The organism is Streptomyces ambofaciens ATCC 23877 (assembly GCF_001267885.1).
Lineage (GTDB): Bacteria > Actinomycetota > Actinomycetes > Streptomycetales > Streptomycetaceae > Streptomyces > Streptomyces ambofaciens.
Genome location: NZ_CP012382.1, coordinates 8,154,794 through 8,169,648 on the forward strand (window position 1 = coordinate 8,154,794; position 14,855 = coordinate 8,169,648).

The following is a 14,855-nucleotide window of genomic DNA, read 5'->3' on the forward strand; positions in this document are numbered from 1 at the left end:
CGTGCGCTTCCGGCACCCCGACGGGTCCACCGTCCATCTCGCCTACTGCACCAACGTGCATCCCGCCGAGACCCTCGAGGGGGTGCTGGCCCAGCTGCGGGAGCACTGCGAGCCGGTCCGGCGCAGGCTGGGCCGCGACCGGCTGGGCATCGGTCTGTGGCTGGCCCGTGACGCCGCCCACGCCCTGGTCACCGACCCCGCGGCCCTGCGCGCCCTGCGCGGCGAGCTGGAGCGGCGGGGACTGGAGGTCGTCACCCTCAACGGCTTCCCCTACGAGGGATTCGGCGCGGAGGAGGTCAAGTACCGTGTCTACACGCCGGACTGGGCCGACCCCGAGCGCCTGGAGCACACGACATCGCTGGCGCGGGTCCTGGCGGGGCTGCTGCCCGACGACGTCACCGAGGGCACCATCTCCACGCTGCCGCTGGCCTGGCGCACCGCCTACGGCCAGGCCCGCGCCGACCAGGCCCGCGCCGCGCTGCTCACCCTCGCCGAACGCCTCGACGCCCTGGAGGAGCTGACCGGCCGCTCGGTGCGCATCGGCCTGGAACCCGAGCCGGGCTGCGTGGTGGAGACCACCCGTGACGCGATCGCGCCGCTGACCGCCGTCGGCCACGACCGCATCGGTGTCTGTGTCGACACCTGCCACCTGGCCACCTCCTTCGAGGACCCGGACACCGCCCTGGACGCCCTGACCGCCGCCCGCATCCCGGTCGTCAAGTCCCAGCTGTCCGCCGCCCTGCACGCCGAGCAGCCCGCCCTTCCCGAAGTCCGCCGGGCACTCGCCGCCTTCGCGGAGCCGCGGTTCCTGCACCAGACCCGCACCACCACCCCCAGCGGCGCCCTGCACGGCACCGACGACCTCGACGAGGCCCTCGCGGGTGACGCACTGCCGAACGCCGGACCCTGGCGCGCCCACTTCCACGTCCCCCTCCACGCGGCCCCCGCCCCGCCGCTGACCTCGACGACGGAGGTCCTCAAAGCCGTGCTGGCCCGCCTGGTGGGCGGCCCGCACCCCCTCACCCGGCATCTCGAGGTGGAGACCTACACCTGGCAGGCCCTCCCGCCCGAGCTGCGGCCCCGCGCCCGCGCGCAGCTCACCGACGGTATCGCCGCCGAGCTGACCCTGGCCCGCGACCTGCTGACCGACCTCGGCCTGAAGGAACTGCCATGACCGATCCTCTCCAGACCGATGCCGGCCGCGATGGTCGCCCGACCCCGCTCCTCGTCCTGGACGTCGTGGGCCTCACCCCCCGCCTGCTGGACCACATGCCCCACCTCAAGCAACTCGCCCAGGCCGGCTCCCGCGCCCCCCTCGGCACCGTCCTGCCGGCGGTGACGTGTGCCGCCCAGTCGACGTTTTTGACCGGCACGCACCCTGCCGAGCACGGCATCGTCGGCAACGGCTGGTACTTCCGCGAGCTCGGCGATGTCCTGCTGTGGCGCCAGCACAACGGCCTGGTCGCCGGCGACAAACTCTGGGACGCCGCCCGCCGCGCCCACCCCGGCTACACCGTCGCCAACATCTGCTGGTGGTACGCGATGGGCGCCGACACCGACTTCACCGTCACCCCCCGCCCCGTCTACTACGCCGACGGCCGCAAGGAACCCGACTGCTACACCCGGCCCCCCGCCCTGCACGACGAACTCACCGGCAAACTCGGCACCTTCCCCCTCTTCCACTTCTGGGGACCGGGCGCCGACCTCGTCTCCAGCCAGTGGATCATCGACGCCACCCGCCACATCATGGCCACCCGCCACCCCGACCTCACCCTCACCTACCTGCCCCACCTCGACTACGACCTCCAGCGCTACGGCCCCCACGACGCCCGCTCCCTGAAAGCCGCCGCCGACCTCGACGCCGCCCTCGCCCCGCTGCTGGACGACGCCCGCGCCCAGCAACGCACCGTGGTGGTGCTGTCCGAGTACGGCATCACCCCCGTCACCCGGCCCGTCGACATCAACCGCGCCCTGCGCCGGGCGGGGCTGCTGGAGGTCCACACCCAGGACGGTATGGAATACCTCGACCCGATGGCCTCCCGCGCCTTCGCCGTCGCCGACCACCAGATCGCCCACGTCTACGTCCGCCGCCCCGAAGACCTCGACGCCACCCGCGCCGCCCTGACCGGCCTGCCCGGCATCGAGCAGCTCCTGGACGACGAGGGCAAGAAGGCCCACCACCTCGACCACCCCCGCGCGGGCGAACTCGTCGCCGTCGCCGAGCCCGACGCCTGGTTCACGTACTACTACTGGCTCGACGACCGGCGTGCGCCCGACTTCGCGCAGCTCGTCGAGATCCACCGCAAACCCGGCTACGACCCCGTCGAGCTGTTCATGGACCCCCACGACCCCTACGTCAAGGTCAAAGCCGCCGGCGCCCTGGCCCGCAAGAAACTCGGCATGCGCTACCGCATGGCCGTCGTCCCCCTGGACCCCGCACCCATCCGCGGCAGCCACGGCCGCCTCCCCGCCGGCGACGACGACGGACCACTCCTGCTGTGCTCCACCCCCCACGCCCTCGGCGACCGCGTCGCGGCCACCGAAGTGAAACAACTCCTCCTCCAGCTCGCCGGAATCGGCTGACACACCACCACCTTCGGCCCGAGCGGCTCGACCCGGTTCCCATCACCGCTCAGGGCCCGGTCGAGAAGGCCGAACGACCATCTGAGGCATCCCGGTTGTGGCCAGAAGACTCACCCAAAGGGGTTCGAGCTCATGAAAAAAATCGCTTCGCCGGCCGCGCTGTCCGGGCGCGCCGAGCGGATCGCCCAGCGCGACCGTTCCGACGCCTGGAAGAAGCCGCCGCGGCGCATCGAGAAGTCCGAGTGCATCACGTGCGACACGTGCCTGCGCAGCTGCCCCGCTGAGTTCGGTGCCATCTTCGACCGCGGCCTGGACGTAGTGATCATCCCCGAGCTGTGCTCGGGCTGCCCCGCCTGCGTGCTGGAGTGCCCCGTGGACTGCATCTACGTCGACGAGGACTGGACGCCGACCGACGACGCCATGTGGAACCACATCGAGCTCACCGCAAAGGGTGCGTGATGAATGCCTTGCCCGAGCGCGGGGAGTCCCGCCGTGCCGCCAACGCCCGCAAGCGGGTCAGCCGCCGGCCCAGCCGTCTCGGCCTGGTCGCGGGAGCCACACTCAAGCCCGACCGGGTACGGGAGGCCGACGCCGGCTTCCCGGGCCTGCTCAAGCGGGCCTGGCAGCGTGCCGAAGAGGCCGATGACCTGCGGTCGTTCGTCGAGGTGCTGCTGACCCTGGACGGCCACGTACCGGCCGACGTCCAGCTGCGGGCGCTCAGCGCGCCCGAGGAGGCGGCGCTGGCCACCCTGTGCGGCCTGACCTGGCGCACCCAGGAGACCACCACCACCGCCGCGGATGCGGGCGCGGACGGCGACGGCGGCCCGGAGCCCGTCTTCCTCGGCGAGATCGCCCTGGCCACCAGCGGCCGTGTCGTCCTGCGCGTCCCCTCCCAGGCGCCGCTCAAGGCCGACCAGCTGGTGGGCGGCGTACGCCGCGTGCCCTGGACCCAGGCCGACCTCGACGGCTACCGGGAGTATCTGCGCCGCGCCGAGGTGCGGGTGGCCGAGACCGTCGCCGACTGCCGCCGCTGGCTGGACGCCCAAGGGCCCCAGGGCCGTGACGCGCTGCTGGAGCAGGCCAAGGAGGCGGCGCTGCGCACCGCGCCGTTCGTGCTCTACCAGCAGGGCAGGCAGTACACGAACTTCCGCGACCACAACACCCTCACCGGCAAGACGCTGTGGCCGGGCCACCCCGACTGCGCCCTGAGCAGCCTGCAGGGCCTGCCGCTGGAACTGTGGTCCGACCACGACGCGCAGCTGCTGGTCTGCCTCACCCTGCTCGTCCGCTCGGCCGGCCCCGGCCGCGTCGAGGAGGCCAACGGCACCCAGCTCACCGTCGACCACCTCGCCCACATGCTGGAACGCATCCGGCTCGGCTACAACGCCGCCCTGGGCCGTGAGCAGGTGCCGCCCGCCGCCTCCACGTCGGTGGCCGACCTCAACGACCTGGCCGTCGCCCTGCGCACGCACCGGGCGGAGGTCGCCGGCCACGCCCAGCTCTACCGCGAGATCCACGGCGCCCTCATGCACAAGATCGAGAAGGTGGCCCGGCCCTACGCCGATGCGGCCAGGGCCCGCGAGGATGCGGTGGTGGCCCGGCTCACCGACCGGCTGCCGCTGACCGGTGACACCCTTCAGGAACTGGGCCGGGAACTGGCCGCCGCCCCGCACTGGCTCGCCGCCCCGCACGGCGACTTCGCGACCGGACTGGAAGCGCTGGTGTACGCCTCGGCCGGCGCCGCCACCGAGGCGTTCGACGCCGACTTCGCGATGAGCCGCGGCATGCGCTCCCTGCCCGACCTGATCAGCGCGCTGCGCGAGGAGCGGTGGGCGGAGATCTGCGACTGGGAGATCACCCGCTTCTTCTGCTGCGTGGTGCCCGACCCGTCCGCCGCCCGGCACTTCGGCGGCTCCACCGCCGCCCTCGCCGACGCCGCCTGGGCGATGTCCTCGCGCATGCAGTACAACTCCTGGCACTTCATCGCCGGGAACCTGCCCAAGGGCCCCGAGGTCGTCGACCGCGACCACTTCGTGCCGCCCACCATCCCCGACGTCGCCTTCTACTCCGACCAGCACCACCACGGGCACGTCAACAACAACGTGCGGTTCTCCATCCGGTCGCCGCAGTCCGTCGTGGTGGACGGCCGCCGCTTCAACGGCTTCGTCGACCTGCGGCTGCTGCGCTGCGACGGCACCCCCTTCGACGAGCAGGACCTGCTCGCCGCACACCGGGTGTCCGCGTTCACCGCACAGGCCACCGGCCTGGCCGCCGAACTGGCCGCGGCGGGCGAGGAAGTGGAGGTCACCGCCTTCGACTCCCCGTGGCACTGGTCGGCCGTCACCGGCCAGGACAAGCCCGCCAGCCGCGCGTCCTGACCGCACCCCCCCAGCCGCCCGGCGGGTCCTTCCCCCGCCCCGCCGGGCACACGGCCACCCCAGCACCGTCCGCAGCGCCCCTGGACGCCCCCAGGCAGTACAGGAGCAGAAGGGAGTGAGCGATGACCGCCCGCGGCATCCGCCGGACCAAGGAGCTGCTGTCCCGCCGGGAGCTCACCGCCGTCGAACACGTCCACCAGGTGCTGTCGGCCATCCGCGAGCGGGACCACCTGGACGCGTACGTGGCCGTCGCGGGCGACGAGGCGCTGAAGGCGGCCGAACACGCGGACGCCCTGATCCGCGAACGCGGCCGCGAGGCCTGGTGGGACCTGCCCCTGCTGGGCGTGACGGTCTCCGTCAAGGACCTGCTGCAGACCCGCGACCTGCCCACCACGCGAGGCTCCCTGCTGCCCAACACCCGGCCCGCGCAGGACGCCCCGGCCGTGGCCCGGCTGCGCGCGGCCGGCGCGATCGTCGTCGGCAAGACCAGCACCTCCGAGTTCGGCTGGAGCGCCTCCACCGTGGGCCGCGTCGCCCCGCCCACCCGCAACCCCTACGACCCGCGCCTGACCGCCGGCGGCTCCAGCGGCGGAGCCGCCGCCGCCGTCGCGGCCGGCCTGTGCGAGGGCGCGCTGGGCACCGACGGCTCCGGATCGATCCGCATCCCCGCCGCGTTCTGCGGCGTCGTCGGCTACAAGCCCTCCTACGGCCGCGTGCCCTACTACCCCAACGGTGCCGACCGCCTCGCCCACCAGGGCCCCCTCGCCGCCTCCGTCGCCGACGCCGCGCTGCTCGGCCAGGTCATCGCCGGCCCCCACCCCACCGACCCCGACTCCGGTCTCGGCTCGCTGGACTCCCCGCGCGACGTGCGCTCCCTGCGCATCGGCTGGATCGAGTACGAGGGCACCGACCCGGAGATCCGCCGCGTCACCGACACCGCCCGCGACATCCTCCTGGACGAAGGCCACCACGTCGACGAGGTCGAGGTGCGCTGCAACAACCTCTACCCGGCCGTCGTCGACATCCTCGCCGCCAACGAGGCGGCCGGCACCAGCCCCCAGGACGAGCACCTCATCGACCCCGGCCGCCTGCACGTCGTACGCCACGGCCGCACCCTCAGCGGCGTCGCCGTGATCCAGGCCGAGGAGATCCGCCAGAACCTGCGCGCCACCCTGCGCTCGGTCATGGACAACTACGACCTGCTCGCCATGGCCACCGTGCCCGTCGAGCCGTTCGAGGCCGACGCCATCGGCCCCCAGTGGGCCGCCGACGCCCGCGACCTGCTGTGGCTCGCCTGGGCGCCCGCCTCCTACCCGTACAACATGACCGGCCAGCCCGCCGCGTCCCTGCCCGCCGGCCTGACCTCCGCCGGACTGCCGGCCGGGGTGCAGCTCGTCGGCCCGGTCGGCGCCGACGACCTCGTTCTGACCGTGGCCCGCCGCCTGGAGGCGATGCTGGCGCCGCTGCCGCACCCGCCCACCGACCACCTCACCCCCGCTTCCACCGGTACCACCGGCGAAAGGACGTCCTGAACCATGTATGCCCGGTCATGGTCCACGCCCGCCCGCGAAGGCAGCGTCGGGCGCCCGTCCTTCGTCACCGACCACGGACTGTGGGACGAGGAGCGCCTCGCCGCCGCCGAACGCGTCGAAGCCGCCCTCGACGACGTCGACTACGTCCGCCTCGTCTTCGGCGACCCGCACGGACTGGCCCGCTCCAAGACCCTCACCACCGACGCCTTCCGCACCGTGCTGCGCAACGGCATGAACTTCAGCCCCGGCCCGTTCCTCTTCGACACCGGACACGCCGTCGCCGTCGACTTCCTGGGCGAGCACGGCATCGGCGTCGACGAGATCTCCGGCGCGGGCAACTTCCTCCTCGTGCCCGACCCGGTCACCTTCCAGGTGCTGCCCGGACGCGGCCCGCGCACCGCCTGGGTCCTGGGCGACGAGTACCTGCGCGACGGCACCCCCCACCCGCTGTCCTCCCGGGCCGTGCTGCGCCGCGTCCTGGAGCGGTACACCGCCCTGGGCCTGGAACCCGCGCTGGGCCTGGAGGTCGAGTGGTACCTCACCCGCCGCCTGGACGACGAACCCGGCAACCAGGGCAACGGCTTCGGACTCCAGGGCCAGGCCCCGCGCGTGGCCGCGGTCAACGCCGGCTACCAGTTCAACCTCGACGCCGCCTACGACACCGTCGCCCCCATCACCGGCCCGCTCGGCCTGTACCTGCAAAAGCTCGGCCTGCCCCTGCGCTCGCTGGAACACGAGTCCGGCCCCGGCCAGGTCGAGACCACCTTCAGCCCGATGTCGGCCCTGGACACGGCCGACGCGATGCTCCTCTTCCGCACCGTCACCAAGCGGTACTGCGCCCGCCGCGGCCACCACGCCTCCTTCATGTCCCAGCCGCAGCTGGAGGCCGCCGACCCCAGCGGCTGGCACCTGAACCAGTCCGTCGTGGACACCGCCACCGGCCGCAACCTCTTCAGCGCCGAAGGCCTGTCCGGCGGCCTGTCACCCAGCGGAAAGTCCTACGCCGAAGGACTGCTGACCTGGGCACGCGAACTGTTCCTGCTGTCCGTGCCCACCGTCAACGGCTACCGGCGCCTGGCCGCCGAACACGCCCTCGCACCCACCCGCCTGGGCTGGAGCTTCGAGGACCGCACCGCGATGCTGCGGGTCGTGGGCAACGGAGCGGGCGCCCACATCGAGAACCGGATGGGCGAGCCCTGCGCCAACCCCTACCTGAACATCGCCGCCCAGCTGTTCGCCGGACTCGAGGGCCTGCAGGCACAGCCCACCGACCCCGGCCCCGCCGCTCCCGCCGGCCCGCCCCAGCCGCAGACCGTGCCCCAGTCCCTGGAGGAGGCCCTGGACGCCTTCCGCGCCGGCCGCGCCGCCCGGCTCCTGGGAGCACCCCTGGCCGCCTGCATGACCAAGCTCAAGGAGAGCGAACTGCGGCGCTACACCGCCTGGAGCAGCGAACACCCGCCCGTGCCCGGACAGGTCACCGACTGGGAGCAGCGTGAGTACTTCGGCGCGTACTGACCCCCCGGGCGCCCGCGACACCACCCCCCTGGTGTCCCGGGCGCCCGGCCCGCTCCCGTCCACCCCTCCTCCCTCGACGAAGGCCCACCGATGATTCCTCGCTACACGCTGCCCGAGATGGCGGACCTGTTCGCGGACCAGTCCCGCTACGCGACCTGGGTCAAGGTCGAGATCCTCGCCTCCGAGGCACAGGCCCGCCTGGGCCTGGTCCCCGAGCGGGCCGTGCAGGACATGCGCCGCGCCCGGGTGCCGCTGGCCGCACGCGTCGCCGAGATCGAGAAGGAACGCGACCACGAGGTCCTGTCCTTCCTCGCCGCCTACTGCGAGGACATCCCCGAGGACTCCGCCCGCTGGGTCCACCACGGCATGACCAGCTACGACCTCGTCGACACCGCCCTGGGCCACACCCTGGCCCGCGCCACCGACCTGCTCCTGGCCGCCGCCCGCCGCCTGCGCACCACCCTGGTCACCCGCGCCCTGGAGCACTGGGACACCGCCATGGTGGGCCGCACCCACGGCGTCCACGCCGAACCCACCACCTTCGGCCACAAACTCGGCGTCCACGCCTTCGCCGTCCACCGCTCCCTGGCCCGGCTCACCGCCGCCCGCGAAGCCGTCGCCGTGGGCACCGTCTCCGGCTCCGTGGGCACCTACGCCCTCATCGACCCCGCCGTCGAACGCCACGTCTGCGACGCCCTGGGCCTGGGCATCGAACCGGTGCCCAGCCAGGTCGTCGCCCGCGACCGGCACGCCCAGCTGATGCAGGCCGTCGCCGCGCTGGGCGCCTGCATCGAACAGATCGCCCTCGAACTGCGGCTGCTGCAGCGCACCGAGGTCCGCGAGGTCGAAGAACACCGCACCGGCGCCTACCAGGGCTCCAGCGCCATGCCCCACAAACGCAACCCCACCACCAGCGAGCGGCTGTGCGGACTGGCCCGGCTGCTGCGCGGCTACGCCGACACCGCCCTGGAGAACGTCGCCCTGTGGCACGAACGCGACCTCGCCCACCAGTCCGTGGAACGCGTCATCCTGCCCGACAGCCTGTCCGTGGGACACTTCCAGACGGTCGCGGCCACCGACCTGATCGACACCCTCACCGTGCACCCCGACCGGATGCGCGCCCACATCGACACCACCGACGGCCTCGTCCACAGCTCCCGGGTCCTGGCCGACCTCCTCACCCGCGGGGTGGAACGCGAGCACGCCTACCGTTCGGTGCAGGCCGCCGCCACCCACACCCTCACCACCGGCGAGCACTTCGCCACCGGCCTGGCCCGCCAGGGCATCGACCCCGGAAGCCTCGAGGCCGAACGCTTCCTCACCCGACACGACGTGATCCGCACCCGATTGGAGACCCTCCGTGAACTGGACGACTGAGCGGACCGAAGGCAAGGACCTGGACCTGGACGAGGTGCTCGCCGTCTACCGCTCGTCCGGACTGGGCCAGCGGCGGCCCGTGGAGGACCGCGACCGCATGGCCGCGATGCTCGCCGGCGCCAACCTCGTCCTGGTCGCCCGCGACACCGACGGCACCCTGCTCGGCATCGCCCGCAGCATCTCCGACTTCTCCTACGTCACCTACCTGTCCGACATCGCCGTCACCGGCCGCCTCCAGCGCTCCGGCATCGGCCGCGCCCTGATCGACGCCACCCGCAAGGAAGCCCCCACCGCGAAGATCGTGCTGCTGTCGGCGCCCGCGGCCACCGACTACTACCCCCACATCGGCTTCACCCGCCACAACTCCGCCTGGGTCCTCAACCCGTGACCCCCGCCCGGCACCCCGGCCGCCCCTCGACGCGCTCCGGGCCGGGGCTGTACCGGGGCTCGACCACCGGTTTGTAGCGTCCAGGTGGGGTGTACGACAGGGACCGGACCCCCGGGTCCGGTCCCTCGCGCCCCGCCCACGGACGTGCATGACCTTTGGGGGAGGCATGAGCCAGATGTCGCTACCGACGCTGCCGGACCTGCGGACACCCGCGGCGCAGCTGATCCGGCTGGTCCAGGACGGCGCGGCGCCCGCCGCCCCGGCCCCCGGCGGCCGCCGCATCCTCGTCGTGGACGCCGACGTCGACCCCGCCGACTCCCTGGTGACCCAGCTGCGCCGCTACGGCCACGAGCCCCTCGCCGTGCAGTGCGGCAGCCAGGCCCTGCAGGCCCACGCCGACGCCGACCTGGTGCTGCTCGCCCTGGAGCTGCCCGACCTGGACGGGCTGGAGGTGTGCCGCGCCATCCGCGCCGTCAGCCGGGTCCCCGTCGTCATCGTCACCGCCCGCCAGTCCGAACTGGACTGCGTCCTGGGTCTGCAGGCCGGCGCCGACGACTACGTGACCAAGCCCTACGGGCTGCGCGAACTGATGGCCCGCATCGAAGCCGTCATGCGCCGCGCCCACTGGCAGCCGGCCGCCCGCAGGTACATCCGCCGCGGGCGCCTGCACATCGACGTCAACTCCCGCGAGGTCACCGTGGACGGCAGCGGGATACCGCTGACCCGCAAGGAGTTCGATCTGCTGTGTCTGCTCGCCTCGCACCCCGACACCGTCATCCCGCGCAAACAGCTCCTCAAGCAGGTCTGGGGCGACTCCTGGTCCCAGCGCACCGTCGACACCCACGTCAGCAGCCTGCGCGGCAAACTCGGCGGCAGCGGATGGATCGTCACCGTCCGCGGCGTCGGCTTCAAACTGGGCGCCGGATAACCACCGCCGCCCTGGGGCCCACCGGCCGGGGGACACGGTGACCACCTTCGACGACACCTCCGCCGTAGCCGCCCACGGACCGGCGGCCCGCCGCTCCTCCGTACGCGTACTGCTCGTCCCGCTGATCCTCGCGATAATGCTCTCCCAGCTCGACAACATGATCGTCGCCACCGCCCTGCCCACCGTCACCGCCGAACTCGGCGGCCTGGAACACGTCTCCTGGGTGGTCACCGCCTACACCCTGGCCACCGCCGCCTCCACCCCCCTGTGGGGCCGCCTGGGCGACACCCGGGGCCGCAAGGGCGTCCTGCTCGCCGCGATCACCGTCTTCCTCATCGGCTCCGCACTCAGCGGAGCCGCCCAGAGCATGGGCCAGCTGATCGGCTTCCGCGCCCTGCAGGGACTGGGCGCCGGCGGCCTGATGGCCGGCGTCATGGCGACCGTGGCGGAACTGGTCCCGCCCCGCGAACGCGGCCGCTACCAGGGCATGATCTCCGCGGCGATGGCGATCGCGATGATCGGCGGCCCACTGGCCGGCGGCGCGGTCACCGACCACCTCGGCTGGCGCTGGGCGTTCTACCTCAACCTGCCCCTGGGCCTGCTCGCCCTGACGATGATCTGGCTGCTGCTGCGGCTGCCCGAACGCCGCTCCACCGCCCGCCTGGACCACCTGGGCGCCGCCCTGCTGATGACCGGCATCACCGCGGCCGTCCTCCTCACCACCTGGGGCGGCACCCGCTACGCCTGGGACTCGGCCCCCACCCTCGCCCTCGGCGCGACGGCCGGCGCCGCCCTGTGGGCCTTCATCCGCCGCCAGCACCGCACCGCCCACCCGATCATGCCCCCGCACATGTTCCGCGTCCGCAACTTCACCCTGATGTCCGTGATCGGCTTCCTGACCGGCTTCGTGCTCTTCGGCGCCCTGCTGTTCCTGCCGCTGTACCAGCAGGCCGTCCAGGGCGCCTCGGCGACCAACTCCGGACTGCTGCTCCTGCCGATGCTGGCCGCGATGATCGCCACCTCGCTGGCGGCGGGCCGCACCGCCACGGTCAGCGGCCGCTACAAGATGTTCCCGGTGGCCGGCGGCGCCCTGCTCACCGCCGGCACCTGGCTGCTGTCACGGATGGACACCACCACCTCCCGGCCCACCGCCGCCCTGTACATGGCGGTGCTCGGCGCGGGACTGGGCTTCCTCACCCAGATCGTCACCGTCGTCGCGCAGAACAGCGTCGAGGCACACGACCTGGGCGCCGCGTCCGCGGCCATCACCCTCTTCCGCACCCTGGGCAGCTGCCTGGGCGTCGCGGTCATGGGCACCCTGTTCAACCGCGAGGTGCAGCGGGTGATGGCCGAACGCGCCCCCGGCCGCCCCGCCCTGGACAACGCCCAGCTGGACGCGGCCGGCCTGGCCCGCCTGGAACCCGCCCTCCACGAGGCCTACCGCCACGCGACCGCCGCCGGCACCCACGCCGCGTTCGTGCTCAGCGCCCTCGCCGGGATGGCCGTGTGCGCCGCCGCGCTGCTCGTACGGGAGGTCGCCCTGCGCAGGACCGCACAGCCCACCGGCCGGCCCGCCCGCCCGCAACCCGACGGGAGCCGCTGAGCGGGACCGGCCCCTCAAGCGGTCCTCGAGCCCCACCGCCCTGGCGGGAAGAGCCTCCAGCATTCCTCAAGGCCCCTTCGTCCGCGCTCCTGTGTACTGGCCGCGGCCCACGGGACCCCCCACCGGAATCCGTGTCCGGCCATGGCCTGCCCCTGCGAAACGGGAGTTTCCATGAGCGATCCGGCGCAGAGCCCGGGCGCCCGCATGTACGAGGAGTTCGTCGCCATCCACGCGGTGCTGCGGCGCGGCACGCGCCTGGTGGTGGACGCCTACGAACGCCTCGCCGACGGCCACGCCGTCGACACCGCGACGCTGGCCGAGGCCGGCAGGTGGCTGCTCGCCTTCACCCACGCCCACCACAAGGCGGAGGACGACCTGTTCTGGCCCGTGCTCCAGGGGCTGTATCCCGACGCGCACGCACAGCTCAAGGAGCTGTCCGAGGACCACGCGGTCCTCGACGGAAGGCTGAACGCCCTGGAAAGGGCCGTCGAGGACCTCGCGACGGCCACGACGGCAGGGCGGGCCACCGCCGGGACGGACGGCGCCCACGAGGGCGCCGAGGCCGCCCGGCAGGTCCACCAGGTGCTCGACGCGCACCTGAGGGCCGAGGAGGCCGTGGTGGAGGACCTGTTCCCGCAGGTTCCCGCCGACGACATCGACCGGCTGCGCGAGGCGTTCATCCAGGGCTCCCCCCGCTTCGGTGTGCACTTCCTGTTCGGGCTGCTCGACGACCCCGAACCGGCCCGCGGCCGGGACCTGCTGATCGAGAACTTCCCGCCGCAGCTGCGTGCCGCCGCACCCCAGATGACCGGCCGCTACGAGGACAGCAAGCAGGGACTGCGGGGTGGGCCCGCAGGAATTTCCAGCTGACCGGTCACATCCACCGGTCCCCGTTCGTCAAAGCACCGACGGACGCCCACTCCGGCCGCCGGGACCATCCCCGGCGGCTGTCCCAGCGGCTCCCACCAGCACCGCTCTGGCGGGTGGAACCGCGTTCGATGACCCGATCCTGCACCTTTTTGAGGAGTAATCGATGGCTGCCTCCGACGCCACCACGGCCCGGTCAGCACCAGGGGCGGGCCTCAGCCCCGGGCTGATCCTGGCATTCGTCTGCATGGGCCAGTTCATGGTCTTCACCGATGTGTCGATCGTGAACCTCGCCCTGCCGTCCATCCAGGAGGGCCTCGGCATGTCCGAGGTCAGCCTGAACTACATCGTCACGGCCTACGCGACCGTCCTGGGCGGCTTCCTGCTGCTGGGCGGGCGCCTGGCGGACACCTTCGGCCGCCGCCGGCTCATCCAGGTCGGCTTCGTCATCTTCGCCCTGGCGTCGCTGACCTCCGGCCTCGCCGACAGCGGCACGATGCTCATCGCCTCCCGCGCCGTCCAGGGCTTCGGCGCGGCACTGATCACCCCCGCCGCCCTGGCGATCCTGACCAACACCTTCGCCGAGGGCCCCGAGCGCAACAAGGCGCTGGGCGTGTGGGGCTCGCTGTCCGGTATCGCCTCCATCGTCGGCGTGATCCTCGGCGGCGTCCTCGCCGACACCTGGGGCTGGGAGTGGATCTTCTGGATCAACGTGCCGATCGGCCTGACCGCCGCCGTCCTGGCGCCGCGCATCCTGCCCGAGAGCAAGGCCGAGGACCGCGGCAAGTTCGACACCGTCGGAGCGGTCACCCTCACCGCCGGCCTGCTGCTGCTGATCTTCACCCTCGGTGAGGCCACCACCGTCGGCTGGGACACCTTCCGCACCATCGGCTCGCTGGTCGGCGTCGTCGCCCTGCTGACGGCCTTCGTCGTCATCGAGGCCAAGGTCGCCTCGCCGATGATGCCGCTGCGCATCTTCCGGCTGAAGACCATGCGGGTCGCCAACATCTCCGCCGTGCTGGTCTTCGGCACCTTCGGCTCGCTGTTCTTCTTCGCCAGCCTCTTCATGCAGCAGGCGTTCGGCTACTCGCCCCTCAAGGCGGGCTTCGCCTACGTCCCGCTCGCCTTCTCCGTCGCGGCCGGCGCGGGCATCGCCTCGGCCATGGTCACCAAGATGGCGGCCCGCCCGGTCGTGATGATGGGCCTCACGCTCACCGTCGCCGGTCTGCTGCTGATGTGGCGGGCCCCCGCCGACGGCAGCTACGCCGTCGACCTGCTCGCCCCCTTCATCCTGCTCGGCCTCGGCTGCGGCATGGTCTTCGTAACCCTGCAGATCGCCGCGTTCGTCGGCGTCACCGACGAGGACGCGGGCGTCGGCGCCGGCCTGATCAACACCAGCCAGGAAGCCGGCGGCGCGCTCGGCCTGGCCGTCGTGGCGACCATCGCCTACAGCGGCATGAGCTCCGAGATGGCCGCGACCGGCGGCAACCCCGACCTGATCACCGAGGTCCACGAGGCCGCCAACCACGACGCGTTCCTCTCCGGCGCCCTGCTCGGCACGGTCGCGCTGCTGGTGGTGACCTTCATGATGCCCCGCGGCAAGCAGTCCATGAGCTCGGGCCCGGCCGAGGCCGGCGAGGGCCCCGCCCTGGTGAAGGCCGACGCGGAGAAGTAACCCCACCCA

At 72.8% G+C, this 14,855-nt stretch carries 12 protein-coding genes; all 12 read left to right on the forward strand.

From position 1 onward, the window contains the following. Position 1 precedes the first annotated feature (1 nt). On the forward strand, positions 2-1,174 hold the full coding sequence (gene eboE / locus SAM23877_RS35435; protein WP_053125836.1) for a metabolite traffic protein EboE: 1,173 nt from the start codon (positions 2-4) through the stop codon (positions 1,172-1,174). Further along, the gene (locus tag SAM23877_RS35440; RefSeq protein WP_053125834.1) at positions 1,171-2,583 is read left to right on the forward strand and encodes an alkaline phosphatase family protein; all 1,413 of its coding nucleotides are present in this window, start codon (positions 1,171-1,173) and stop codon (positions 2,581-2,583) included. The genes eboE and SAM23877_RS35440 overlap by 4 nt, the downstream gene beginning before the upstream one ends. Positions 2,584-2,715: 132 nt before the next feature. Continuing rightward, positions 2,716-3,042, forward strand: coding sequence for a 4Fe-4S dicluster-binding protein (locus tag SAM23877_RS35445; RefSeq protein ID WP_053125832.1), 327 nt, complete (start codon positions 2,716-2,718; stop codon positions 3,040-3,042). Then, positions 3,042-4,961, forward strand: a complete 1,920-nt coding sequence (locus tag SAM23877_RS35450) for a hypothetical protein (protein ID WP_053125831.1) — start codon at positions 3,042-3,044, stop codon at positions 4,959-4,961. The genes SAM23877_RS35445 and SAM23877_RS35450 overlap by 1 nt, the downstream gene beginning before the upstream one ends. A 122-nt stretch (positions 4,962-5,083) precedes the next feature. After that, complete coding sequence (locus SAM23877_RS35455; protein WP_063796765.1) at positions 5,084-6,493, forward strand: amidase; 1,410 nt, start codon at positions 5,084-5,086, stop codon at positions 6,491-6,493. Between the two features lie 3 nt (positions 6,494-6,496). Next, complete coding sequence (locus SAM23877_RS35460) at positions 6,497-8,008, forward strand: glutamine synthetase family protein (protein WP_053125829.1); 1,512 nt, start codon at positions 6,497-6,499, stop codon at positions 8,006-8,008. Between the two features lie 90 nt (positions 8,009-8,098). After that, positions 8,099-9,385, forward strand: a complete 1,287-nt coding sequence (purB, locus tag SAM23877_RS35465; protein WP_079029944.1) for an adenylosuccinate lyase — start codon at positions 8,099-8,101, stop codon at positions 9,383-9,385. Continuing rightward, complete coding sequence (locus SAM23877_RS35470; RefSeq protein WP_053125827.1) at positions 9,369-9,773, forward strand: GNAT family N-acetyltransferase; 405 nt, start codon at positions 9,369-9,371, stop codon at positions 9,771-9,773. Before purB ends, SAM23877_RS35470 begins: the two co-directional genes overlap by 17 nt. Before the next feature lie 166 nt (positions 9,774-9,939). Continuing rightward, positions 9,940-10,701, forward strand: coding sequence for a response regulator transcription factor (locus SAM23877_RS35475; protein ID WP_107291830.1), 762 nt, complete (start codon positions 9,940-9,942; stop codon positions 10,699-10,701). Between the two features lie 37 nt (positions 10,702-10,738). Beyond that, entirely contained in the window at positions 10,739-12,304 is a 1,566-nt protein-coding gene (locus tag SAM23877_RS35480) for an MDR family MFS transporter (RefSeq protein WP_053125822.1), read from the forward strand. Between the two features lie 171 nt (positions 12,305-12,475). Continuing rightward, the gene (locus SAM23877_RS35485) at positions 12,476-13,174 is read left to right on the forward strand and encodes a hemerythrin domain-containing protein (RefSeq protein ID WP_053125820.1); all 699 of its coding nucleotides are present in this window, start codon (positions 12,476-12,478) and stop codon (positions 13,172-13,174) included. A gap of 163 nt (positions 13,175-13,337) precedes the next feature. Next, complete coding sequence (locus tag SAM23877_RS35490; protein WP_053125818.1) at positions 13,338-14,846, forward strand: MFS transporter; 1,509 nt, start codon at positions 13,338-13,340, stop codon at positions 14,844-14,846. The last annotated feature ends 9 nt before the right edge of the window (positions 14,847-14,855 follow it).